The sequence below is a fragment of the Myxococcus eversor genome, assembly GCF_010894455.1.
In the GTDB taxonomy this organism is placed as follows: Bacteria; Myxococcota; Myxococcia; order Myxococcales; family Myxococcaceae; genus Myxococcus; species Myxococcus eversor.
This window is the reverse complement of record NZ_JAAIXY010000024.1, coordinates 176,070-199,503: the sequence shown is the minus strand read 5'-3', so window position 1 is coordinate 199,503 and position 23,434 is coordinate 176,070. Positions and strand designations below refer to the sequence as shown.

Here is a 23,434-nt window from a genome sequence, read left to right as displayed (position 1 = left end):
CTCAGCGCTCCCTGGCTGGTGCCTTCTCAAAGATTGACTGCGGTTTCCGCAATCCTTCTCTTCTTCTTGGGCTTGCTATTTGGTTTTCAAAGACCGAGCCGCTTGTTTCAACCGCGACTTCCTGCTACCGTTGCTTCTGTCTGCTGCTCGCCACTTCCTGTCGGCGGGTCGCATCTTTTATTCAGGTCCGCGTCAGCTGTCAACTTCGCTTTGCGTCCCTTTCAGCGTCCTCCGAAGTCCTCAGCGCCGCCCAGTGGCTTCCGCTGTTTCTTCGTCGGGGGCGCGGCTTCTATCTCTCCGCCGCATCCCATGTCAACCGCTGCTTCGTTGACTCCCTCGCCGCCTCCGCCCTGCTGCTTCCGGGCTTCTTCGTCGGGGGCGCGGCTTCTATCACCGCCGCATCCTCTGTCAACTCGCTTCGTTGACCGCCGTATTTCCAATGTCGTTCTGAGTCCTCGCGCCGAAGTGCTCCGCGCCAGTGCGCGGGCTTCGTTCGTGAGGGGCGCGGCTTCTACCACCGCCGCATCCAGAGTCAAACCGCTTCCGAGCCCCACCCCACCGTCAGCCCCAGTGCCGTCTCGCACGAGACGACCTCCAACCCCACCACCGCGACGCCCACCGGACCACTTCCTGCTGGCTGACCATCTATGGAGCGGTCCGGAGAATGTCAACTCGTTGTCACGAGCTGCTCCGGACACTCGAAGTCCCACGAAGGCCCCATGTAGGGAGTCCTCCAGGGACCGACGGTCCTATTCTATGTGGTTCAGAGAACCCCAGCGCCGTGGGCGCTGATTCCGCACCTGTTGCTGACGGAAATCACGGCTGCCTGCTTGTCGTGGAGGGCTTTGGGCCACCCGCGCCTCGCCGTGAGGTGGGCGGCTTATCCACCAAGCAGCGGGACGGCGCAAGAAGTTTGCTGATTGTCACTTCAGCGCCCTCTTTGCCCCCCTCCCCTGCCCTCAGCTCCCCACACCCAGCTTCAACCTCGAGACGTCCACCCGGCCCCGACGGCAGCCCTCGGCCACCACCACCGCGCGCAGCTCGCTGTACGCGCGCTCGAAGTCGTCGTTCACGACGATGTAGTCGTAGGAGGCGATTCCCCGCTCCATCTCCGAGCGGGCCGCCAGCATCCGACGCCGGATGGTCTCATCCGAGTCCGTCTGCCTGTCCCGCAGCCGCCGCTCCAGCTCATCCATGGAGGGCGGGAGCACGAAGATGGTGACCGCGTCGGGGTGCTTGCGCTTGATGGCCTGGCCACCCTGCACGTCGATGTCGAAGATGGCCACGCCCCGACGGGCGCGAGCGGTATCCACCGTCGACTGGGGGCTGCCGTAGAAGTGGCCGTGGACCTCCGCCCACTCCACGAACTCGCCGCGTTCGATTTTCGCCTGGAAGGTGGCGACGTCCACGAACTCGTAATCGACCCCTTCCTGCTCCTTGCCCCGAGGGCGGCGCGTCGTGACGCTGATGGAGAAGTTCGCCTGCGGCGTCTCCTTGAGGAGCCGATGGGCAAGGGTGGTCTTCCCCGCCCCGGAGGGCGCGGAGAGGACGAGCAGCAGACCGGGCTGAAGGATGGTGGGTTCGCTCATTCGACGTTCTGCACCTGTTCGCGGATGCGCTCGACTTCGGCCTTCATCGAGACCACGCGCACGGAGATCTCCGTGTGCTGGCTCTTGGAACCGGTCGTGTTCACCTCGCGGTGCATCTCCTGCACGAGAAAATCCATGCGACGGCCCGCGGGCTCGGTGCTCACCATGAGCGCGCGGAACTGCTCCAGGTGGCTCGCCAGTCGGGTGACTTCCTCGGCGATGTCCGTGCGCTCGGCGAAGAGCACCACTTCCTGCGCCAGCCGCTGCGGGTCCACCGCGACGCCACGCGCCAGCTCCGCCACCCGCTCCGTGAGCCGCTGCTGGTAGTCCTGCACCGCGCGGGGAGCGAGGTGGGCCACTTCGCGGCTCCAGCCCTCGAGCAACTTCAGTCGCGCGTCCAGGTCGGCGTAGATCGCCTCGCCCTCGACGAGCCTCATCTTCTCCAGGGCCCCGAGCGCCTGGTCCAACGCCTCCGTCACCGCGGGCGTCGCCGACTCCAGATTCACGCCCTTCTCTTCCAGGCGCACGACGCCCTGCTGGTTGGCCACCTGGGACCAGGCCACGTCGGCCGGGAGGCCCAGCTCCTTGGCCAGTTCGCGGAAGGTGCGCAGGTACTCGCGCGCCAGGTTCAGGTCCACCGTGGGCACCGTCCCCGTCGCGGTGGAGGACTGCCGCTTCACCAGCAGTTCCACTGAGCCACGGGCCAGCCGGTCCTTCACCTGCTTCGTGACGCTCGGCTCCAGCGACGCGAGTTCGCGAGGCAGTCTCGCCTTCACCTCGCAGAATTTGTGATTGAGGGAGCGCAACTCCACGGAGACCTCTTCGTCCCCCACGCGCGCACGGCCCGCGCCAAACCCGGTCATGCTCTTCAGCATTGGGCGGTTGCTAGGGGCTTTCCGTCCGCAGGTCAAGCAGCGTGCTTGCACCCCTTTCAGTTCTGTGTAGGGTCCGCGCCGCGATGGTCTGGCACAAGCGGCTCGAGTTGTGGGCGAAGCTGGCGCTGGCACTCGTGGCGTCCCTGCTGTTCTGGCGCCCCGGCCGCCGGCTCCGTCCTGGAAGTTCCCTCCCCGTCCCCCGGAAGGTGCTGCTCGTGCGGCCCGACAACCGCGTGGGCGAGGCCCTCCTCACCACCCCCCTCCTGCGCACCCTCAAGGCGCACGTGCACCCCACCCCCGAGGTGCATGTGCTCGTCCACGCCAAGGTGGCCCGAGTCCTGGCCGGTCACCCTGACGCGGACCAGGTCATCGCGTTCGACCGGCGGCGCATCTGGATGGGCCCCCTGGCCCCGGGAATCCGAGCCCTCCGCCGCGCCGGGTATGACCTGGTGGTCGACTGCGCCAACTGGGAAGCCCCGTCCGTCACGAGCGCCCTGGTGTCTCGCCTCGCGGGCCCTCGTGCCGTGGTCATCGGGCCGAGCGTCTGGCCGGTGTCCGGCCTCCACTCTCTCTCCGTCCCGGCCCGCGCCGACAGCCGGAGCGAGGCGCTTCAGCGCACGCACTTGCTGACCCCTGTCACGGGCGGCTCGCTGGCTCGGGGACTCTCCTTCCGCGAGCCCAACATCGGGGCCCCGTTCCGCGCCTTCCTGGAGGCGGACGCCAGCACACCCAAGGCGGTCATCAACCCGGGGGGCCGGCTGGGGCCTCGACGCATCCCTCCCGAGGCCTTTGCCGCGGCGGCTCGCGCGCTCCTCGAATCCGGTCGCGTTCCCATCGTCACGTGGGGTCCTGGCGAAGAGGAGCTCGCCCGCTCCGTGGTGTCGGCCGCTCCCGGCGCGCGACTCGCGCCCGCGACGAACCTGGACGAGCTCGCCGCGCTCATGCGCGCCGCCGGCCTCACCATCTGCAACAACACCGGGCCCATGCACCTGTCGGTGTCCGTGGGCGCTCCGACGCTGGCGTACTTCCTCCGCATGGACATGGAGCGGTGGGGCCATGCGTATGCCCCTCACCGGATGGTCGACCTCACCAGCCTCGTCGATGGTGCAGGAGGGCAGGCGCTGGAGTCTCGCGCCGCCGAAGAAGCCCGTTCCTTCGCGGCGCAACTCACTCGCTAGGCGACGGTCGACCTCGCTGCCTTGTCGACGGAGTCGGCAGTCAGGATATGGAGACTCACGCCGCCAAAGAGGCCCGCTCCTTCGCGGCACAGCTCACTCGCGAGGCGATGGTCGGCCTCACAACCTTGTCGACGGAGCCGGCGGCCAGGGGTTAGCGACTCGCGCCGCCGCAGAGCCCCGCTGTTTCGCGGCGCAGCTCACTCGCCAGGCGCGTCGTACCGGGACATCCGCTCGTGGAGTAGATGAGGCACTCCCTCCTCCACGGGCCACTCGCAGTGGCATCGGGAACAGCGGACCTTCACCTGCTCCGCCTGCTCGATGACGGTGAGCGGGCCCTTGCACTGGGTACAGCCCAGCACCGCCAGGAGCCCCTCATCCAGGGTCGGCATGCCCTACTTCGCGCTCTCGCGGCCAAGCCGGCGCGCCAGCTCCGTCGTGCTGTGGTCCTTCGGGTCTCCCGAAACCGCCGTGCGCCCGCCGTAGGCCCGGACCTCGTCCCCCTCGGGGATGGTGTCCGGCGTGTAGTCCGTCCCCTTCACATGCACGTCCGGCTTCAGCACTCGAATGATGCCGCGCACGTTGGGCTCGTCGAAGACGATGACCCGGTCCGTGCACGCGAGCGCGGCGACCAACTCCGCGCGCTCTCCCTCGGGGATGTGTGGCCGGCCAGGTCCCTTGTACGCCCGCGTCGAGGCATCCGAGTTCACCGCCACCACCAGCACATCCGCCAGTTCGCGGGCACCTTCCAGGTACCGCACGTGCCCCACGTGCAAGAGGTCGAACACGCCGTTCGCGAGCGCCACCGTGCGGCCCTCGGCCTTCCAGCGAGCCCTCGCCTCCGCCACCTGTTCGAGCGACTGAATCTTGTCCAAGGTGTTCATCGCGCGCTCCGCAGCTCCGCCAGCAGCTCGTCTCGTGACACCGTCGCGGTGCCCGACTTCTGCACGACCATCGAACCCGCGACGTTCGCCAGCCTCGCGGCCTCACCGAACGAAGCCCCCGCCGCCAGCGCCAGGGAGAACGTCGCAATCACCGTGTCTCCAGCGCCTGTCACGTCCACCGCCGCCTTCGCGCCGTGTACCGGAATGAGGTCCACCCCTCCGTCCGCGTCGAAGAGCGCCATGCCGTGCCGGCCGCGCGTCACCAGCAGCGCTCGACACCCCAGCCTGCGCACCGCCTCGTGGCCCGCCGCCAGCAAGTCCTCCTGCGAACGCACGGGACGCCCCGCCAAGGCCTCCAGCTCCGGCTCGTTGGGCTTGCACACCGTCAGCCCCGAGAACGATGACAGCGCATAGCGACTGTCCACGCACACCGGCAGCCCATCCGCCGCCAGCTTCCGCAACACCTCGCGCACCTCGTCGCTCAGCACTCCCGCGCCGTAGTCCGAGACGACCACCGCGTCCGCGTCCTTCGCCGCTTCGGCCACGTGCTTCGCCAGGGCCTTGCGCACACTCGGAGGAAAGGCCGAGCGCTGGCCCCGGTCCAGACGAAGCATCTGCTGTCGCGTCGTGCTCACGCCGCCCGCGAGGATGCGGGTCTTCGTCTCGGTCGCCAGGCCCCGTCCACCCACCGCGTGCAAGCGCACTCCCGACTCGGAGAACAGGCGGCGCAGCTCGCGGCCCATCTCATCCGCGCCCAGCATTCCGACGGCCGTTACCTGCCCCGTCAGCGCACGAACATTGGCCGCCACGTTCGCCCCTCCACCCAGCTTCACCTCGGCGGATTCGTAGCGGACGATGAGCACCGGGGCCTCGCGGCTCACCCGGTCCGTCTGCCCGTAGATGTAGTGGTCTGCGACCAGGTCCCCCACCAGCAACACCCTGCGGCGCGCGAACGCGAGCGGCAGGCGAGTGGGCAGAGGCGACGAGCGGACGGGCGAGACTGCGGCCATGGCGGCGGTTTGTCCCACAGCCCTCCGCGTCTCACAAGTCGGCAGACGCACCCGACAGGCCGAGCGCTCGACGCAGATGCGACTCGCCCTCCAGCACGTCCACCCCCAACCGGACCTTCCAGGCCGAGAACCCCACGGGCAGACGCACCGCGTCCTTCTCCGTCGTCACGACCTTCACCGCCCCCAGCTTCACCGCCCGAGCCTCCACGTCACGCAACTCGTCCACCGTGAAGCGGTGGTGGTCCGGGAAGAGCGCCGCATCGAGCACCTCTACGCCGAGGGACTTCAGCGTCTTCAAGAAGCCCCCCGGCCGACCGAGGCCCGCCAATGCCAGCACCCCCTGGCCACTCAGCGCTCCCGTGGGATGCAGCCCTCCCGACGGGTCCACCCAGGCCGAAGGTCCATAGCGTGCGCGGACGCGCGGAAGTCCTTCTCCCTCCCGCGGCAGCCCCAGGGTCCTCGCGTCGAACGGTACGGGCGGGGACTCGCTCGCGCCCGGAGCGGTGGACGTTCGCACCCAGAGCAACGTGGCCCTCCTCAGGGACGAAGCGGGCTCTCGCAGCGGCCCTCTCGGCAGCAGGTGGCCATTGCCGAGCCCCACGGCCTCATCCACCACGACGAGGTTCTCGTCTCGCGCGAGGCGTCGGTGTTGGAAGCCGTCGTCGAGGAGCACCGTGTCCAGGCCGTACTCGTCTCGCGCCCGGTAGGCGCTGGAGACACGGTCCGCGTTCACGAAGATCCTCACGCTCGGGCAGCGGCGCGCGAGCAGCAAGGGTTCATCCCCCGCGTCCTCCACCGAGGGTTGTGACTCCGCCCCCGTGAAGGTGAGCGGCTCTTGCGAGCGACGCCCGTAGCCCCGCGTGAGGATGCCGACCTTGCGGCCCTCGCGCACCAGCAGGTCCGCCAGGTGGAGCACCGCGGGCGTCTTCCCTGTTCCTCCCACGTTGAGGTTGCCCACGGAGACGACGCGCAGGCCTTCCACCCGCTCGGCGCGCAGGAGGCCCAGGTCATACAGGGCGCCTCGCAGATGCACCGCCGCGGCATAGGTCCATGACAGCGCCGTGAGCGGGGACAGCAGGGCACGCCGGCCCCAGGGCTCGGGCGACGGCGGGTAGAACACCCGCTCGATGGCGGTGGGAGACTCGGGAGCGGTTGTGCTCAAGACCTGGAGGCTCCGCACATGGCGTGTCCCGACATGGCTCGTCGGGCATCGTCGAGGGTCAACATGCTTCCGACACGCTATCAGCCCAACTCAGCGAGCGCGCGTGCTCGCCACCTGCTCGTAGAGAGCGAGCACGTCGGCGGCGATGCTCGCATTCGTCGGGTGTGCCACGGGCGCTCTTTGCCCCGACAATGAAGCAGCCACCACCGCTTCAGGCGTGGGCTCGGCGACGCGTGCATCCGCCAGTTCGGGGAGAGCTCCTTCCTCCACCGCCACCACTCGCACCCCACAGGCTCGGGCCTGCGCCGCTGCTCTCGCACTCCAGTCGTTCCCGAGCCCCAACAGCCAGACCTCGTCCAAGGCCTTCAGCCACCGCGCGAAGTCCGCGCCCTGCTGATAGCCAGCGAAGACCACCGCCTCCGTCAGCCCCAGTGACGCCACCTGACTCCGCGTCGCCTCCAGCAACCCGCCGTCTCCCACCAGGACGAAGCGCGCCTCGGGTCGCTGCTTGCGGTAGAGCGCGAAGGCTTCCACCCCGACCGCGTGCCGTCGCGACGGCTGGAACGTGGAGACCATGCCCACCAGCGGCGTACCCTTCAGTCCGAGTTCGTGTCGCAACACCTCTCGGTCCGACGCGGGGCCAAAGCGCGGGTCCACCAGCGCGGGGAGTACCCGGGCCGTCTTTCCTCGCTCCAACAAGCGGGGGAGCAGGGAACTTGCTGGCACCGTGTACGCGTCCGCCGCCGGCAACGAGGAGCGGATGGAGCGCGGTGCATGAAGAGAGCGGACCAACACCGCCCCCTCGGGTCTCCCCCACCTCGCCAGGAAGTGGTCATGGCTGAAGTGCGAATGCACCACGTCGACTCGCCGCGCACGCAGCCGTCGCAAGTCGCTCCACACTCGCCAGGGCGGAGACTTCACCGACAGCTCCAGCCCCTCGTCATCCAACAGCCCCAGCTCTCGAAGCCGTGGCACCGCGGGCTCTTCCGCCAGCACCTCCTCGCGCCGACGGTCCACCGCCACCGTCACCTCGTGGCCAGCCTCTCGCTGCGCCAGCGCGAGCAACGCGACGTTCTCCGCGGGGCCGCTGAAGAAGGGGCTCGCCAACAGGTGGAGGACTCGCATCGGGCTACCGCTTGACCAGCGTCTGGTACAGCGATTCCAGCGCGTGCGCTTCGTGCTCCACGCCACACCGACGCCGGGCCTCCTCGGCCGCGTTGCGCCCCACTTCTCGCGCCCGCTCCGGCTCTCGCATCAACATGTCCAGCAGCTCGCGCAACGCCTTCACGTCTCCGGGCTCGAAGAAGAAACCCGTCCGACCATGCTCGATGAGCGTGTCCAGGTACGGCAGCTTCGACGCCACCACGCAGCAGCCGGAGGCCATCGCCTCCACATGCACCAGCGAGTACCCCTCCGCATAGGACGGATGCACCAGCACGGTGAGCCCCCTGTACCAGGGCTCGATGACCGACTGCTCTCCGGCCAGCGACACCCTGTCCTCGATACCGGCTCTCAGGCCGTTCACCCAGTCCAGGTCAGCGCCCTTCGCCAGGCCCACCAACACCGACTGCCACTCGGGATGCTCGGGCAGCAAGGGACGCACGGCTTCGAGGAAGTCGCCCTGCCCCTTCTCCTTCCGGATGCGCCCGATGACTCCCACTCCGAAGCGCCCGCCCTGCCCCAGTATTTCCCACGCCTGGGCCCGGTCCTCCGGCGGATGGAAGCGCGTCAGGTCGATGCCATGCGAGATGACCGTCGACGGCAGCGCGATGACCTCCGCCACCTGCCGCGTCAATGACACCAACGCATCCGCGCCTCGCGCGATGAAGCGCGTGAAGCCGCTCGGCGCCATCGAGGTGTGTCTCGTGAAGACCAACCGCACCTGACGCCCCACCAGCTTCAGCAACATCCCCGCGAGCAGCTCGTTGTTCCGATGCGCATGCCACACCACCGGTTCCGAACGCGCACGTCGCAACAGCTCCGGCCAGGAGATTCGCGGCAGCCCATCGCTCAGCCCCGAACCGATGACTCGCGTCTCCGAGCCCGTGTCCTTCACCAACGCCGGGACGACCGACTCGACGTGGCGCGTGACGCCCGTGTACCGCTTGTGGAAATGCGGGTGGACGATGAGCGTCATCGCGGGCCGGCCCTTCCGTGGGGAAAGAGCGTCGTCATCGCCTCGGCGTTCCTCTCGCTCGCACCCGAAATCCGGCCCACTGTCTCCAGCGCTTGGGCCCCCAGCTCCTCGATTCGACCCGGCGCCTCGAGCAACTCCGTGAGCCTCGCGTGCAGCGCCTCGGCGTCCTCCACCTGGATTCCTCCGTGCCCCGCGAGCACCGCCACGCTGTCCTTGAAGTTGTCCATGTGCGGACCGAACAACACCGGCTTCCCCTGTCCCGCGGGCTCCAGGATGTTCTGCCCACCGCGCTTCGTGAACGACCCGCCCACGAAGACCACCGTCGCCAGGCGGTACGCCCGCGACAACTCGCCAATGGTGTCCAGCACCACCACCTGACCTCGCTCGGGATTGCCCCGCGAGCGGAGGCCAACCCCCAGGCCCGCCTCACGCGCCAGCGCCACCACTCGGGTCGCACGGTCCACGTACCTTGGCGCAATCACCAGCCGCAGGTCCGGCCACCGTACGAGCAGTCGCCGATAGACGCCGAGCAACACGTCCTCCTCGCCCTCGTGCGTGCTGCCGGCAATCCACACCCGTGCATCCACGGGGAGCCCGAGCGCCTCTCGCAACACGCCGTCCTCCACCGCCGGCCCCGAGGCCAGCGAGTCGAACTTCGTGTTCCCCGTCACCAGCACCCAGTCCGGCCGAGCCCCGAGGCTCCTCGCCCGCTGCGCCTCGTCCTCGTGACGCATCAACATCAGGTCGAAGTCCTTCAGCGGGTTGCCGATGAGCCGGAACAGCCAGCGGTAGCGCTCCACGTTCGCCGGAGAGAAGCGTCCGTTGGTCATCACCACTCGCGCCCCACCTCGCTTCGCGGCGCGAATGAGGTTGGGCCACACCTCCGTGTACTCCAGCACCAACACGTCCGGCTTGAGCGCCTTCACCGCCCTGCGCGTCGCTCCCCACAAGTCATACGGCGCGTAGACGACCCCATCGATGTCCTTGGCGAGCCGGCCCGTCGCCATCGCATGGCCGCTGTCCGTCATCGTCGACAGGATGAGCTGGCATCCCGGGAAGCGCGCCCGCAGGGGAGCGAACATGGGGGACAGCGCCAGCAGGTCTCCCGCACTGGCGCCGTGCAACCACACCACGGGCCCGTCGCCTCGTGGGGGCAGCGAGCCCTTCGCGTAGAACCCCAGCCGCTGCCATAGGCCATGACGCGTCTTCCGGTGCAGGCAGAGCGCCGGGAAGAGCAGCGGGAAGAGAAGATACGTAGCGAGGATGTACAGGAGTCGCATGGACGGCTCCCCGGCCCTCTATCAGATGCCAGGCCCCCGAGGCAGTACACGCACGGGGCTCGGGACAATCCACGGTCGCCATTCAGAGCCGAAGAAGCGCCCTGGCCCCTTTGCCCACACCTCCACCCGCACCACGCCCTCCCCCGTCAGCTCCACCGATGTCCCGTCCGGCCCGAGTCGGCCCGCGCCCCACACCTCGACTCGGACCGTGTCCACGTCCGGGAGGCCGGGCAGGCGCACCTTGAGCACGTCCCCCACCCGAGCCTCCCTGCGCTCGGGGTCCACCCCTTCGAGCGCGAAGCCCTCGGGTTCCCCCAGGGCGCGGAAGGAACACACGGCCCCACCACCCCGCAGCGCTCCCGTCACCAGCGCCGCCGCCGCCTTCGCGTTCTCGGGCAGGGGCGAAGGGACCTGCTCCGGTGGCAGGTACATCGCGAGGGAGCGGAACACGGACTCGTACGACGGAAGGCCGTGGGCATCGTGCGCGCAGAACCCGAGGCGGGGCGCTTCTCGTGACAGCTCCAGGAAGCGCTCACCGGGCTCGGGCTCTGGCGCGACGAGGAGCATCACCCCGTGCATCGGGTTCGCCAGATAGGCCCCCACGGCCGGCAACAACCGGCTCACGGGATTGAGCAGCGCGTGCCGGAAGAAGGTGTCCGCCGAGTACAACTCGAAGCCCTTCGCCTGACTCGCGCTCTCCGCGTCCGTCCATGGGTTGTGGCGCTGCACCGGATGCGCGAGGACCGTCGTCCCACCGGCGGCGTGCACGGCGCGCACGGCGTCTGCCGCCGGCATCCACCGCTTCATGCCCTCCAGGGGACGCTCCATCCCGAAGGCGACCAGGTGCCCCGCGGAGGTGGAGATTTCAATGCCCGGGACGAGCAACACGCCGTCCACCCACGTGGGCGCGGGCGGAGTGAAGTCGTTGTGGTCCGTGAGCAGCACGAAGTCGAGGCCCGCTGCCTTCGCCGCGCGCGCGACGGACAGGGGCGTGCCTCGTCCATCCGAACGGGTGGTGTGCACGTGGAACGCGCCCCGGACCCACTTCGGCGCGCCCTCCTTCGCCGGAATCACCGGGTACGTCGCGTACGAGGCGGGCAGCGAGAAGAAGCCGCAGAGCCCCAGCACCAGCAACACCAAGCCGGCCAGTGCACGGACCGCCTTGCCTCCGTACTTGCGAAGCGGGTTCATGCTCCGCTCCGATCAGGCACTTCGCCGTCGGCCCGCCTGACTGGACCTGCCGCTTCGCGAGGAGGATTCGCCTCCGGCACCGGCGCCTCACCACCGACCGAGCCTGCTGCGTGAAGCGCGCATACCGCCACGCAAGGCATCTGCTGCCCTCGCGCATATCCACCACCACCTGAGCTTGCCGGGTGGCATCGCACGGCACCCGCAATCGCCTCGGGAGGGCTTCCACGGCGCGGACTCATCCTCGCAGCCGACTGAGCTCTCACCGTCGCGCCCTCTACCTTGGGCAGCGCGACACCGCCGGAAACCCGCGACCCGCTCACGCGGCGCCTCGCTCGACAGGCCCCTCCGTCTGCATCCGCCACAGCGCCGCGTAGCGACCACCCTTCTGGAGCAGCTCCGCGTGCGACCCACTCTCCACCGCGCGGCCCGCTTCCATGACGTGGAGCACGTCCGCGTTCACCACCGTCGACAGCCGGTGCGCGATGACCAGCGCCGTACGCCCCGGCAGCACCGCCGCCAGCGCGGCCTGCACCTCGCGCTCGCTCTCCGGGTCCAGGCTGCTCGTGGCCTCGTCCAGAATCAGCACCTTCGCGCGCGCCAACACCGCTCGCGCGATGCACAAGCGCTGCCGCTGCCCTCCGCTCAGCGTCACGCCCCGCTCACCGATGCGCGTGTCGTAGCCCTGCGGCAACGCCCGGATGAACCCGTCCGCGTTGGCGACTCTCGCCGCCGCCTCCACGTCCTCGCGCGTCGCCTCCGGCCTCGCGTAACGCAGGTTCTCCAGCACCGAGCCCTGGAACAACAACGGTTCCTGCGTCACCAACGCGAGCTGCTCGCGGAGGCTCGCCGCCGTGTAGCGGTCCATGTCCACGCCATCCAGCAGCAGCCGGCCCGACTGCGGACGCTCGAAGCGCAGCAGCAGCGTCGTCACCGTGCTCTTGCCGCCGCCACTGCCACCCACCAGCGCCGTCACCTGACCCGACTTCAGCTCCAACGTCACCCCATCCAGCGCGGGACGGTCTCCGTATGCGAAGCGCACGTCCTCCAACCGAATGGCGCTCGACAGGGGAGGCGCCGGCACCGCGTCCGGCGCATCCAGCACCGGGTGCTTCAAATCCAACAGCGCGAACAGCCGCTCACCGGCGGCCCCCGCCTGCATCGCGAACTGCGTCACCCGGCCCAGGTCCTTCACGGGCTGGTACACCAGGATGACCGCCGTCAGCAGCGACAACAGGGCCTCCGGCTCCATCAGCCGCGCGCTCGCCGCGTAGGCCAGCGCCCCCGCCAGCGCCGCGGCCGCCAGGACCTCCATCACCCCCGGCACCGCGCCTCGAGCCCACGCCGCGCCCACCACCGCGTCCTCGTGCGCCTTCGCGTGCGAGGCGAAGCGCGCCAGCTCCGCGGACTGCCCGTTGAAGGCCTGAATCGTCCTGAGCCCGCCCAGCCCCTCGTGGAGCTGGCCCGCCAGGTGACCCAGCTGCGTCTGCCCCTCTCGCGTGCCCTTCAACACCTTGCGCGTCAGCTTGGACGCGGGCAGCGCCGCCAGCGGAATCACCACCAGCATCAAGCCACCCAACAGCGGGCTCATCGACAGCGCCACTCCGGCCAGGATGATGACCTGGAGGCTGTCGCGCAGGTACGAGCCCACCGTGTACATCGCCGCCGCCTCCACCGCCGTGACGTCCGAGGTGAACCGGCTGAGCAAATCACCCTGCCGCTCGCGCGCGAGCTGCGCGGGGGACAAGGACGTGAGCTTCGTGAACAGCTCGCGCCGCACGTCCTTCACCACCCGCTGCGCGAACAGGCCCATGAAGTAGAACTGGCCCAGGTACCCCACGCCCTTCACCGCGCCCACCACCACCATCACCAGCGGGAAGCCCCACAGCGCCGCGTCGCGCGACAGGCTCGACAGCCACGGCACGCGGGCCGCACCGGTGAAGCCGCCCTCGCCTCCCGACAACAGGAAGCGCAGCGCGGGGCCCGTGAGGTACGCGTACGCCCCCGTCGCCAACCCCACCACCGCCATGCACACGAACGCCACCGCCAGCACCGCCACATGCGGGCGCGCATAGCGCAACAGTCGCAACAGGGTCCGCCGCATTCCCTACCGTCCCACCTTGCGCAACGCCGCCTTCGCCAGCTGCGAGTACGGGTTGTACTCCAGCACCTTCAGCAGCTTCTTCCGAGCCAACGGCGCGTCCCCGAGGTCCGTGTCGATGATGGCCGCGATGATGTGCAGCCGCTCCACATACGGCCCCAATGACAGCGCCTTCTTCAAGACCTTCTGCGCCTTCTGCGCCCGTTGAACCAGGGGACCGCCCGATGCCTGGTACGTCGCCCAGGCAAGGAAGGAGTAGTACTCCGGCTCGCGCGGGTTGAGCGACACCGCTTCCTCGAACGCATGCATCGCCGACAGGAAGTCGCGCCGCTTCAGCGCGGACTCACCCCGGCGCAGCGCAATCTCCGCGTCCACCACCACCGCCGTGTTCCGCCCCACGTCCAGCTTGCTGAACAGGTACTGGAGATACGCCTTGCGCTTCTCCTCCACGCTCAGCACACGGTACGACGCCGACAGCTTCTCCTGCACCGAGTCCAGCAGGTCCTTCAGGTCGGAGATGTCGAACTCGGCGAGCGTGTCCGGATGAAAGCGCATCGCCGTCTCGTGGTACGCGCGCTCCACCGCCTCCGCGTCCGCCGCGATGTCCAACCCCAGGCTGCCGAAGTAGCTGCGGGTGATGATGCGCACCGCCTCCTCACGCAACGACGCCGCCGTCTCCACCGGCAACGACTTGCGCTTGCGCGGTCCAATCCTGTCCGGCACCACCGCCGCCGACAGCACGTCCGCCCCCGTCGCCACCGGCGTCGCGGAGAACGTCACCCCACCCGTCAGCTTCAAGAACCACAAGAGCGAGTACGCCGCGCTCAGCTCGCCCCGCCCGTGCGCGAGCAGCTCCTTCAGGACGATGCGGCCATTCACCTGCATGGCGATCTTGATGTCGTCCGTGTCCAGCGCCATGGCCTGCAAGTCCCGTCCGAAGTCGGCCGAGCGCACCGGGTACTCCCCCAGGTTCGCTCTCAACGACGCCGCCATCACCTTCAACGGGAAGCAGCGCCGCGCGCCCTCGAGTATCTGCGCCAGGGGAGGCAGATCCACCGAGGCGACCTCGGTGGTGAACTCGTCGCCGGAGTAGAAGGCATACCGGCCCTCTCGCATGCCCAGCAGCCGCGCCAGCTTGTCGCGCGTGTAGTCCCGCAACAACTGCGACAACTCCTCCCCCGCCGCCTCCACCCCCGCGTCCGCCAGCGCCGCGCCGATGCGCAACCCGGAGGCCAGCGCCTCCAACACCCGCTCCGCCTGCGCCGCCGTCGCCAGCTTGCGCTCGACGAGGTAGCGCGGAAGCGAGTCCTCCTTCGCCGACGAGTCGAAGCTCACCGGCCCACCGCGCAGGAAGTACACCCGCCGACTCAGGCCTCGGTGCGCCGCCACCAACACACCATCCCTCCGCAGTCGGTGGATGGAGTGCAGGAGCCCGGGCAGCGGATAGCCCTTCAAGTCGCCGCTGTTCACCGCCGGACGTGACAGCGTCGACGCGAGTCCCGTCAGCTGCACCGCCTGCGCCGCGCGCACCAGCGACTCCAGGCGAGGCACCAGCTCGCCCGGCTTGAGCGGGTCCGCCACGTACGCATTCACCTTGAGGTCCAGCACGGAATTCACGCCGCGCGCCCGGCCCAGGTGCCCCTTGTCGATGGCGACAATCGGCACCCGTCCGCCCTGGCTGTGCCCTCGGATGAGATGCACCACGTGAATGCCTTCCACTCGGGGAAGGTCCACCGACAACACCATCACATCCGGGTTGTCCGCCGCGAAATGCTCCAGCACCGCGATAGGGTCATTCACCGCGCGCACGGAATACCCGGCCTGGGAGAGCAGACCCGTCAGGTGTTCGAGCGTGGGGGGATGGCTCTCGGCGAGCAGAAGCGTCTTCAAGGGTAGCGCAGTCTACACCTTCACCCTGGCTTGCATCAGGGTACGATGCGCCCCCCTCACATGACGCCCCCGCCCCGAATCCTCGTCGTGGCAGGCGAGGCCTCCGGCGACGCACACGCCGCAGAGCTCGTCGCCGCCCTCCAGGCCCAACGCCCGGACCTCACCTTCTTTGGCATGGGCGGCTCGCGCCTGGCCGCCCGGGGGGTGGAGCTGCTCTTCGACGCCCGCGAGGTGTCCGTCATGGGCATCACCGAGGTGCTCCCCCGGATTCCACGCATCCTCCAAATCATGAAGGGCCTGGCCCACGCCGCCGCCGAGCGCCGCCCCGACGTGGCCATCCTCGTGGACATCCCCGACTTCAACCTGCGGCTGGCCGAGAAGCTCAAGGCCCAGGGCATCCCCATCGCCTATTACATCTCGCCGATGATCTGGGCGTGGCGCCGGGGCCGGGTCCGCACCATCAAACGGCTGGTGGACCGGATGCTGTGCATCCTCCCGTTCGAGGAGGCCTTCTACCGCGAGGCCGGAGTGAGCGCCCGCTACGTGGGCAGCCCCGTCGTCGAGCAGGTCCCCGCCCCCGACACCGCCGTCGCCTTCCGCGAACAGCTGGGCCTGGCGAAGGACGCCCCCACGCTCGCGCTCTTGCCGGGCAGCCGGATGAGCGAGATTCGCAGGCTCCTGCCCACCATGGTGGAAGCCGCGAAGCGCCTGTCCGCCGAGCGCCCCGGGCTCCAGGTCGTGGTCCCCGTGGCCCCCACCATCCCTCGCGAGGAGGTGGCCTCGCGCTTCGCGGGCAGCGGGCTGACCCCCGTGCTGGTGGACGGGCGAGCCCCGGAAGTCGTGGGCGCCAGCGACGCGGCGATAGTCGCCTCCGGTACAGCCGTGTTGGAAGCCGGACTGATGCAGCGCCCCCTCGTCGTCATCTACCGGGTGTCCCTCATCACGTACTGGGTGGGCCGGCTGATGCTGAAGGTGGCCTTCGTGTCCCTCATCAACCTGCTGGCGGGCCGGCGCGTGGTGCCTGAGCTGATCCAGGGGGAGATGACGCCCGAGCGCATCGCGGACGAGGTCCGCCGGGTGTGGAGCCCGGGAGCCCCCCGGGAGGAGATGCTCAAGGGCCTGGCGGAGGTGCGGGGGCGGCTGGGCGAGGCAGGGGCCGCCACCCGGGCAGCGGAGTCCGTGATGGAGCTACTGCCCCCGCGCGCCATTTAGGGTATGTCGGCCCGGCCATGAACCCTGCGCTGGTCTGCATCCCCACCTACAACGAGCGGGAAAACATCGAGGCCATCACCCTGGCGGTGCTCAAGGCCGACCCCCGCGTCGATATCCTCGTCGTCGATGACAACTCGCCCGACGGCACGGGGCAGCTGGCCGACCAGCTCGCGGCGAAGGAGCCGCGCGTGCGCGTCCTCCACCGCGAGAAGAAGGAGGGCCTGGGTCGCGCCTACCTCGCCGCCTTCCGCTGGGCCCTGGCCGAGGGCTACACGTACATCCTGGAGATGGACGCGGACTTCAGCCATGACCCGCGCTACCTGCCCAGCCTGCTGGACGCGGCCGAGGCGGGCTCCGACCTGGTGCTGGGCTCGCGCTACGTCACCGGCGGCGGCACCGTGAACTGGGGCGTGGGCCGACAGGTCATCAGCCGCGGCGGCAGCCTCTACGCCCGCACGATTCTGGGCGTGGGCGTCTCCGATTTGACGGGCGGCTTCAAGTGCTTCCACCGCCGGGTGCTGGAGGCCATCGACTTCGATGCCGTGCACAGCACCGGCTACGCGTTCCAGATTGAGCTCACCTACCGCACGCTGAAGAACGGCTTCACCGTGCGCGAGGTGCCCATCATCTTCGAGGACCGGCGCGTGGGTCACTCGAAGATGAACAAGAAGATCTTCGCCGAAGCCCTCACCATGGTGTGGAAGCTGCGCCTCACGGTGTAGCGAGGAAGGGCGTGCGGTGATGAAGGTCTACCTGGCGCAATTCCTCGTCGCGCTGCCGGCCATCTTCTTCGTGGTGGACCCCATCGGCGTGGTGCCGCTGTTCCTGGCGATGACGTCCGGGGACTCGAAGGAGAAGATCCACCGCACGGCGCTGCGCGCGTGTCTGGTGGCGTGCGGGCTGATGACGTTCTTCGCCCTCTTCGGCACCATCATCTTCAAGGTGTTCGGCGTGTCGCTGGGGGCCTTCCGCGTCGCGGGCGGAATCCTCCTGCTCATCACCTCGCTGGACATGCTCCGCGCCCGGCCTTCCGCGACGCGCACCACGCCCACGGAGGAGCAGGAAGGCGCGGTGAAGGAGGACGTGGCCATCGTCCCGCTGGCCATTCCACTGCTGTCGGGCCCCGGGGCCATCGCCACCGCCATGGTGTTGATGGCCCGAGGCAACTCGATGACCGCCACCCTTCCGGTGCTGGCGGCCATCATCCTCACCTTCGTGGCCAGCTACTTCATCCTGCGCGCCTCCGGCCTCGTGCAGCGGGTGCTGCGTCAGTCCGGGGTCGCCATCGTCGAGCGCGTCATGGGGCTCATCCTCGCCGCCATCGCCGTGCAGTTCATCGCGGACGGCGCCAAGGAATTGCTGAAGTAACTCACTTGCCCGCGACCCACTGCGGGCCCGCGCGCTTCAGCGTGCCCTGCGGCGTGCCTTCCAGGGTGAGCTCGTCCGGCCCGGAGCGGCGCGCGTCGTACGCGTAGCCCTCTCGCACCTCCTGCAGGTACACCACCACCGCGTCGAGGACGCTCTCCTGCACGACTTTGAAGGTGGCGTCGCCGCAGCGGGGCTCGTCTCCCTCGAAGAAGCGCTCCAGCATGGACTGCTCGGGGCGCCGCACGTACACCCGCACCGGGGTGGGCTCGTGGCGGCCCTGCGCGGCGATTTCCTCCACCATGCGCGACGGCGTCGGTTCCTTCAGTACGGATTGAATCAGCGTGCACTTGTCCGCCTCCACCTCCCGCCTCACGGCGAGCGGCGCCTGATGCGCGCAGCCCGCCCCCGCCAGGAGCGAGATACCCACCACGCCCCAGGCCCACCGTTGGAATCCGTCCATCCGTCGCCTCCTCGTCACGTCTTCGCGTCCGCTACAGCTTCCTCCACCGCGGCGAGAAGGGCGCCCCGTCCAGCGTCGGGTCCTCCACCGCGATGATGTATTCGGCCCGGCGGTTGCCTGCCTCCGCCGTCTCGTCCGGAGTCCGCACCGCTGGCGACTCCTCACCAAACCCCTCGTAGAAAATTGGCACCTTCAGCCCGCGCTGACGGAAGGCCGCGGCGATGCTCCGGGCCCGCTTGAGCGACAGCTCCCGGTTGTCCGCCGTGGCGCCCACGGTGTCCGTGTGCCCCAGGACGTACAGACGAACCGCCGCGAAGCGGCCGTATTTCGCCAGCGCCTCCGCAATCAACGCATGGCTCCTGTCCAGCTTGCCGCGCTCCGCGGCGGGAATGTCCGCGCGGCCCGAGGCGAAGCCCACCTCTTCGTGGGGAATGTCCACTCGCCAGGGGAAGAGGTCCACGCCCGTGTAGAAGTCCGATGTGTCGAAGGCTCGGAGAGAAATCTTCATCACCCGGCCCTCGGCGGGTGGCCAGCTCAGGGGAAGCGGCGTGCCCGCTGGCTCGCCCTTGAAGGGCACCTCGCCCTCGAAGGCCTTCTTTCCCGTGTCCATCAGCACCGTCAGCTCCACGCGGCCCGCGGGACGCGAGAGCTGGAAGCGAAGCTTGCGCCCCGCGACGTCCACGTTCTCCGAGCGCACGTCCAACCGCAGCGGTCCGTTGAGCTCCGTGTCGAAGGACAGCGGCATGCTGCCCAACTCGGCGTTGGGGAAGCGCACCACCAGCTCGCCCTCGTAATGGAAGCGACCCTCGGGCTGCTCCAGCTCGATGCGCCGGGTGATTCCCGGCTTTCCCCCGCCCTTCACCTCGACCACCTTCCCGTCGCCGCGCTTGAGCTTCACCTCGAAGCCGGCAATCGGCTCGTCGATGTGCACGAGCAATGCCGGGAGCGCCTCACCCACCGCGGCCCGGCCCTCCAGGGACACCCGGATGGCGTCGGCGAACGCGGGAAGCGGAGTTGCGGCGACGAGACTGAGCACTAGTACCAGGCGGGCATTCATGGCGCGGCGTCGACCTCCGGCGTCACGGGCCGCGTGCAACAGCGGTCCGGATGGGTGGATTCCACCGAGACAGGGTAGGCGGATGCTTCCCGCGAGGAAATGCTTCGCGAGCAAGACGCGCCGGGCGCGACGGAATTCACCCGCGCGCACCCACTCCCAGGGGCAGCCGGGGAGGCATGCTCCGGCTTCCTACCTGCGCTCCACCAGAGGCTTGCTCAGGACACGCCGACGAGGGTGATGCCCGCGGCGCGCGCGCCCGCGAAGAGCTCCGGCGCATCCAGCAGCACGGTGCGCCCCGCCTCCAGCGCCAGCACCTTGGCGCCCACTTCCTTCATCACTTCCAGCGTGCGGGGCCCGGCGGCGGGCAAATCAAAGCGCAGGTCCTGCTGCGGCTTGCAGCGCTTCACCACCACCGCGCCCGGCCCACCCAGCAGGCGACCGCCGCGACGGATGGCCTCGTCGGTGCCCTCCACGGCCTCCAGCGCGAGGACGTGGCCCTCGTGGACCACCACCGTCTGGCCCACATCCGCCTGCCCCAGCAGCACGGCGACTTCGCGTCCGAGCGCGACGTCCTGAGATTGCACTGAGCGCAGCGGAGGCCCCGCGAGGTGACCTTCCGGGCACAGCACCTCGCCCAGGAAGTCCGTGGGGGAGATGATGGTGATGCCATGTGACTCGAAGTCCGCCGCCACGGCGCGCAGGAGCGCGTCGTCCCGGAAGCTGCGCAGGCGGGAGATGATGCGCATGGCCCCCAGGTCCGGACGCGCGTCCTTCAGCGCCTTCACCCGGCCGATTCCGCCCGCCATGGCCGCCTGGTTCACCGCTCCGGCCCGGAAGGCCTTCTGGATGCGGTTCACCTGCCCCACGCGCACCCAGGTCAGCGAAGCGACCTCGGAGGCCAGCGCCGGGTCTGTCTCCCCCCGGTGCGCCACGGCCACCACCTCCAGCCCCCGTGCCTTCGCCGCGCGCGCGAAGAGGAACGGAAGCTGCCCGTTGCCCGCGATAAGGCCGATTCTACTGTCCTGGAGTACAAGCGCCATGTTCGCAGCTTAGCGCTTCAGTCCGCTCAACGCGTCAGCCCGCGCTTGCTCTGCGCGATGAAGGCCACCAGGTGGTCGACCTCCGGGTGGCCCGCCAGCTCCGTGCGCAGCCGCGCCATCGCGTCCTGGAGCCCCAGCTTCGAGCGGAACAGGATGCGGTGGGCCTCCTTGATGCGCTCGATCTGCTCCTTGGAGAAGCCTCCGCGCTCCAGGCCCACGGTGTTGAGCCCCACCAGCTCCGCCCGGTCGCCCTGCGCCGTGGCGTACGGGGGGATGTCCATGGTCACCATGGCGCCACCGGAGATGAAGGCGAACCTGCCCAGGCGGGTGAACTGGTGCACCGCCGCCAGGCCGCTGATGATGACGTGGTCCTCCATCGTCACGTGGCCCGCGAGCGCGGACCCGTTGCCGATGCGGCAGCCGTCTCCGACGATGCAGTCGTGGGCCACATGGCTGTTGGCCATGAAGAGGTTGCCGTTGCCGACGCGCGTGGCCCCGCCGCCGCCCGCCGTGCCCTTGTGCAGGGTGACGAACTCGCGAATCGTGTTGTCGTCGCCGAGCGTGAGCTCGGTGTCCTCGCCCGCGTACTTCAAGTCCTGCGGGTCCGCGCCCACCGAGGAGAATTGGAAGATGCGGTTGCGCGCGCCGAGCGTGGTGCGGCCCTCGATGACGACGTGGGGCCCCACGCGGGAGCCCTCGCCAATCGTCACCTGGGGACCAATGACCGAGAAGGGCCCCACCTCGACCGTGTCGTGCAGACGCGCATCGGGGTGAACCACCGCGGAGGGATGAACCTGAGCCATGTCGTTTCCTCTGCCTCGCCAGCTCGCGGTCAGGACGCCGCGCCCTCTGCCGCTCCAGCGTCCTTGTTCTTGTCCACCACGGTGGCCAGGAACTCGCCTTCGGCGACCTTCACGCCATCCACGGTCGCCGTGCCCTTCGTCTTCCACACGGCGCCCTTGTGTCGCAGCACCTCGATGAGGAGCTGCAGCCTGTCTCCCGGCACCACCGGCTTGCGGAAGCGCGCTCCGTCAACGCCCATCAGGTAGGTCACCTTCTGGGTCGGGTCCATGTTCTCGCTCTTATACGCAAGGATGGCCGAAGCCTGGGCGAGCGCCTCCAGGATGAGCACCCCGGGCATCACCGGGTGCCCCGGGAAATGGCCGTTGAAGAAGGGCTCGTTGATGGTGACGTTCTTGTAGGCCGTGATCTTCTGGCCGGGAACAATCTCCACCACCCGGTCAATCAGGAGGAACGGATACCGATGCGGCAGCAGGTTCTGGATTTCACCGATGTCCATCACTCCCCCTTCGCCTTCTCGAGCTGCTCCACCCTGCGGCGCAGGGCCCGCATTTCCTTGAGCATGTCCGCCACCTGCCCCGACGCCGCGCTGGCGCGCAGCCACTCGCGGTGGGCAATCGCGGGACTGCCACTCACCACCTGCCCGTCCGGGACGTCATGGGCCACGCCGGACTGGGCGCCGACCTTGGCCAGGTCGCCCACGCGGATATGGCCCACCACGCCCACCTGGCCCGCCAGCACCACGCCGGTGCCAATCTCCGCCGAGCCGGACACGCCCGCCTGCGCGCAGATGAGCGACATGGGCCCCACGCGCACGTTGTGGGCAATCTGAACCAGGTTGTCGAGCTTGCTGCCCCGCCCCACCACCGTCTCGCCCACCGTCGCGCGGTCGATGCAGGTGCAGGCGCCCACCTCGACGTCGTCCTCGATGCGGACGTTGCCGACCTGGGGAATCTTGAAGTGCTCCGGCCCCTCTTCCCCCTCGGGGTTGAAGGCGAAGCCGAACCCGTCCGCGCCCACCACGCTGGCCGCGTGCAGGATGACGCGGTTGCCGATGACGCAGCGCTCGCGCACCGTGACGTTGGGGTGCAGCACGCTGTCCTCGCCCACCGTGGCGTGCTCCCCCAGATAGGCACCGGGGTACAGCACGCTGCGCGCGCCCACGCGGGCGCCCGCCTCCACGCAGGCGCCGGCGAGCACCGTGGCCTCCGGATGGATGGTGGCCTCCGGATGGACGTGCGCGCCGGGACGGACTCCAGGCGCGGGACGGTTGGCCGGATGGAACAGCCGCAGCAGCTTCGCGTAGGCGAGGTGCGGGTTGGAGACACGCACCAGCGCCACGCCCTCGCGGGGCGGAGTGTCGCCGCCGACCAGCACGGCCGAGGCCTTCGTGGCCTCGAACTGGCGGCGGTAGCGCGTGTTTCCGTAGAAGGACACGTCTCCCGGGCTGGCTTCTTCGAGCCCGTTGAGTCCGTGGATGAGCTGCTCGGGGTCACCGAGGAGCTCTCCCCCGACATGGGCGGCGAGCTCCCCGAGCCGTCGGGGTGCGGGGGAGGTCTTCACGTGGAGCCGATTACTTCGTCGGGGCGTCCTTCGCCGCCGTCGTCTTCGTCGTCTTCGAGCTGTTGTACGAGCGAATCACTTCGTTGGAGATGTCGTACTGGGCCTTCGCGAAGACGATGCCCGAGTCGCGCTTGTCCAGGACCATGCCCAGGTCGTCCCGCTGGGCGATGGACGCCACCACCTGGTCGATCTTGTTGATGATGGGCTCCATCTCCTGGCGCTCCTTGGTGGCGGCCTCGCCGCGGCTCTTCTCCCACTTCTGGGCGAGCACCATCACCTTGCGCTGCAGGTCCGCTTCCTTCTGGGCACGGACGTCGGGAGTCATCGCGCTGGCCTGCTTGTCCAGCGTCTCCTTCTCCGTGCGCAGCGCGGTCTGCTCGGCGTCGATTTCCTTCTGCTTGCCCTCCAGCCACTTCTGGAGGCGAGCCTTGGCGGCCTTGCCGTCGTCCACCTCGAGAAGGACGCGCTGGAGGTCCACGTAGGCGACCTTCAGGTCGGCGGCCGAGGCGGCCACCGGCAGGGCAAGCGACAGGACGGCGGCCATGGCCGCGACAGTGGTGCGAAGCGACATGTTCAACAGCTCCTCAGGGAAGGGTACAGGGTCCGACGTCAGACGCCCGGGCTTGTTCAACCCTTCCCGCC

General features: G+C 69.1%; 24 protein-coding genes. 5 read left to right on the top strand and 19 right to left on the bottom strand.

All coding sequences use genetic code 11. The annotated features are described in order from the left end of the window. Positions 1–425: hypothetical protein (locus G4D83_RS45705; RefSeq protein WP_205522815.1), on the top strand; the 425-nt coding region annotated here is incomplete at its 5' end. 534 nt (positions 426–959) lie between these two features. Here the strand turns inward: G4D83_RS45705 and gmk are convergent. Both gmk and G4D83_RS37645 read right to left on the bottom strand, forming a co-directional pair. After that, a complete protein-coding gene (gene gmk, locus G4D83_RS37650) occupies positions 960–1,589 on the bottom strand; it encodes a guanylate kinase (protein WP_163869739.1) in 630 nt (209 codons plus the stop codon). Further along, on the bottom strand, positions 1,586–2,464 hold the full coding sequence (locus G4D83_RS37645; protein ID WP_163869738.1) for a YicC/YloC family endoribonuclease: 879 nt from the start codon (positions 2,462–2,464) through the stop codon (positions 1,586–1,588). Before G4D83_RS37645 ends, gmk begins: the two co-directional genes overlap by 4 nt. Before the next feature lie 83 nt (positions 2,465–2,547). Between G4D83_RS37645 and G4D83_RS37640 the strand changes: the two genes are divergently transcribed. Beyond that, positions 2,548–3,642 (top strand): glycosyltransferase family 9 protein, encoded by a 1,095-nt coding sequence (locus G4D83_RS37640; protein ID WP_163869737.1) that lies wholly within the window; start codon positions 2,548–2,550, stop codon positions 3,640–3,642. Between the two features lie 197 nt (positions 3,643–3,839). Here the strand turns inward: G4D83_RS37640 and G4D83_RS37635 are convergent, their stop codons facing one another. The 10 genes from G4D83_RS37635 to G4D83_RS37590 all read right to left on the bottom strand — a co-directional run bounded on the left by G4D83_RS37635 (position 3,840) and on the right by G4D83_RS37590 (position 15,291). Then, positions 3,840–4,031, bottom strand: a complete 192-nt coding sequence (locus G4D83_RS37635) for a hypothetical protein (protein ID WP_163869736.1) — start codon at positions 4,029–4,031, stop codon at positions 3,840–3,842. Between the two features lie 3 nt (positions 4,032–4,034). Continuing rightward, positions 4,035–4,523: an adenylyltransferase/cytidyltransferase family protein gene (locus G4D83_RS37630; protein ID WP_163869735.1), complete on the bottom strand. Its 489-nt coding sequence runs from the start codon at positions 4,521–4,523 to the stop codon at positions 4,035–4,037. Next, positions 4,520–5,533 (bottom strand): bifunctional heptose 7-phosphate kinase/heptose 1-phosphate adenyltransferase, encoded by a 1,014-nt coding sequence (locus G4D83_RS37625; RefSeq protein WP_163869734.1) that lies wholly within the window; start codon positions 5,531–5,533, stop codon positions 4,520–4,522. The genes G4D83_RS37630 and G4D83_RS37625 overlap by 4 nt, the downstream gene beginning before the upstream one ends. A gap of 31 nt (positions 5,534–5,564) precedes the next feature. Next, positions 5,565–6,695 (bottom strand): tetraacyldisaccharide 4'-kinase, encoded by a 1,131-nt coding sequence (gene lpxK / locus G4D83_RS37620; protein ID WP_163869733.1) that lies wholly within the window; start codon positions 6,693–6,695, stop codon positions 5,565–5,567. A gap of 90 nt (positions 6,696–6,785) precedes the next feature. Further along, the gene (locus G4D83_RS37615) at positions 6,786–7,820 is read right to left on the bottom strand and encodes a glycosyltransferase (RefSeq protein ID WP_163869732.1); all 1,035 of its coding nucleotides are present in this window, start codon (positions 7,818–7,820) and stop codon (positions 6,786–6,788) included. Positions 7,821–7,824: 4 nt separating this feature from the next. After that, positions 7,825–8,832, bottom strand: a complete 1,008-nt coding sequence (locus G4D83_RS37610) for a glycosyltransferase family 4 protein (protein WP_163869731.1) — start codon at positions 8,830–8,832, stop codon at positions 7,825–7,827. Further along, on the bottom strand, positions 8,829–10,112 hold the full coding sequence (locus G4D83_RS37605) for a 3-deoxy-D-manno-octulosonic acid transferase (RefSeq protein WP_163869730.1): 1,284 nt from the start codon (positions 10,110–10,112) through the stop codon (positions 8,829–8,831). The genes G4D83_RS37610 and G4D83_RS37605 overlap by 4 nt, the downstream gene beginning before the upstream one ends. 21 nt (positions 10,113–10,133) lie before the next feature. Then, on the bottom strand, positions 10,134–11,303 hold the full coding sequence (locus G4D83_RS37600; RefSeq protein WP_163869729.1) for a PHP domain-containing protein: 1,170 nt from the start codon (positions 11,301–11,303) through the stop codon (positions 10,134–10,136). A gap of 316 nt (positions 11,304–11,619) precedes the next feature. Beyond that, positions 11,620–13,404, bottom strand: coding sequence for an ABC transporter ATP-binding protein (locus tag G4D83_RS37595; RefSeq protein WP_163869728.1), 1,785 nt, complete (start codon positions 13,402–13,404; stop codon positions 11,620–11,622). A gap of 3 nt (positions 13,405–13,407) precedes the next feature. Next, positions 13,408–15,291: a DUF4388 domain-containing protein gene (locus tag G4D83_RS37590; RefSeq protein ID WP_163869727.1), complete on the bottom strand. Its 1,884-nt coding sequence runs from the start codon at positions 15,289–15,291 to the stop codon at positions 13,408–13,410. Positions 15,292–15,351: 60 nt separating this feature from the next. Between G4D83_RS37590 and lpxB the strand changes: the two genes are divergently transcribed. The 3 genes from lpxB to G4D83_RS37575 are packed head-to-tail and all read left to right on the top strand — an operon-like array spanning position 15,352 to position 17,871. Continuing rightward, positions 15,352–16,503: a lipid-A-disaccharide synthase gene (gene lpxB, locus G4D83_RS37585; RefSeq protein ID WP_163869726.1), complete on the top strand. Its 1,152-nt coding sequence runs from the start codon at positions 15,352–15,354 to the stop codon at positions 16,501–16,503. Between the two features lie 17 nt (positions 16,504–16,520). Next, a complete protein-coding gene (locus tag G4D83_RS37580; RefSeq protein WP_163869725.1) occupies positions 16,521–17,225 on the top strand; it encodes a polyprenol monophosphomannose synthase in 705 nt (234 codons plus the stop codon). A gap of 19 nt (positions 17,226–17,244) precedes the next feature. Then, complete coding sequence (locus tag G4D83_RS37575) at positions 17,245–17,871, top strand: MarC family protein (RefSeq protein WP_163869724.1); 627 nt, start codon at positions 17,245–17,247, stop codon at positions 17,869–17,871. A gap of 1 nt (position 17,872) precedes the next feature. On the opposite strand, the gene G4D83_RS37570 is transcribed toward G4D83_RS37575, so the two are convergent. From G4D83_RS37570 to G4D83_RS37540, 7 genes are all read right to left on the bottom strand, one after another. Continuing rightward, complete coding sequence (locus G4D83_RS37570; RefSeq protein ID WP_163869723.1) at positions 17,873–18,331, bottom strand: hypothetical protein; 459 nt, start codon at positions 18,329–18,331, stop codon at positions 17,873–17,875. 31 nt (positions 18,332–18,362) lie between these two features. Continuing rightward, the gene (locus G4D83_RS37565) at positions 18,363–19,388 is read right to left on the bottom strand and encodes an OmpA family protein (protein WP_163869722.1); all 1,026 of its coding nucleotides are present in this window, start codon (positions 19,386–19,388) and stop codon (positions 18,363–18,365) included. A gap of 215 nt (positions 19,389–19,603) precedes the next feature. Beyond that, positions 19,604–20,428 carry an LpxI family protein gene (locus G4D83_RS37560; RefSeq protein ID WP_163869721.1) on the bottom strand — a complete coding sequence of 275 codons (825 nt, stop codon included), beginning with the start codon at positions 20,426–20,428 and terminating at the stop codon, positions 19,604–19,606. Positions 20,429–20,454: 26 nt separating this feature from the next. Then, complete coding sequence (gene lpxA / locus G4D83_RS37555) at positions 20,455–21,231, bottom strand: acyl-ACP--UDP-N-acetylglucosamine O-acyltransferase (RefSeq protein ID WP_163869720.1); 777 nt, start codon at positions 21,229–21,231, stop codon at positions 20,455–20,457. 29 nt (positions 21,232–21,260) lie between these two features. Then, positions 21,261–21,728: a 3-hydroxyacyl-ACP dehydratase FabZ gene (gene fabZ / locus G4D83_RS37550; RefSeq protein ID WP_141648302.1), complete on the bottom strand. Its 468-nt coding sequence runs from the start codon at positions 21,726–21,728 to the stop codon at positions 21,261–21,263. Next, positions 21,728–22,792: a UDP-3-O-(3-hydroxymyristoyl)glucosamine N-acyltransferase gene (lpxD, locus tag G4D83_RS37545; RefSeq protein ID WP_163869719.1), complete on the bottom strand. Its 1,065-nt coding sequence runs from the start codon at positions 22,790–22,792 to the stop codon at positions 21,728–21,730. Before lpxD ends, fabZ begins: the two co-directional genes overlap by 1 nt. A gap of 10 nt (positions 22,793–22,802) precedes the next feature. Next, positions 22,803–23,363 (bottom strand): OmpH/Skp family outer membrane protein, encoded by a 561-nt coding sequence (locus tag G4D83_RS37540; protein ID WP_163869718.1) that lies wholly within the window; start codon positions 23,361–23,363, stop codon positions 22,803–22,805. Positions 23,364–23,434: the final 71 nt, after the last annotated feature.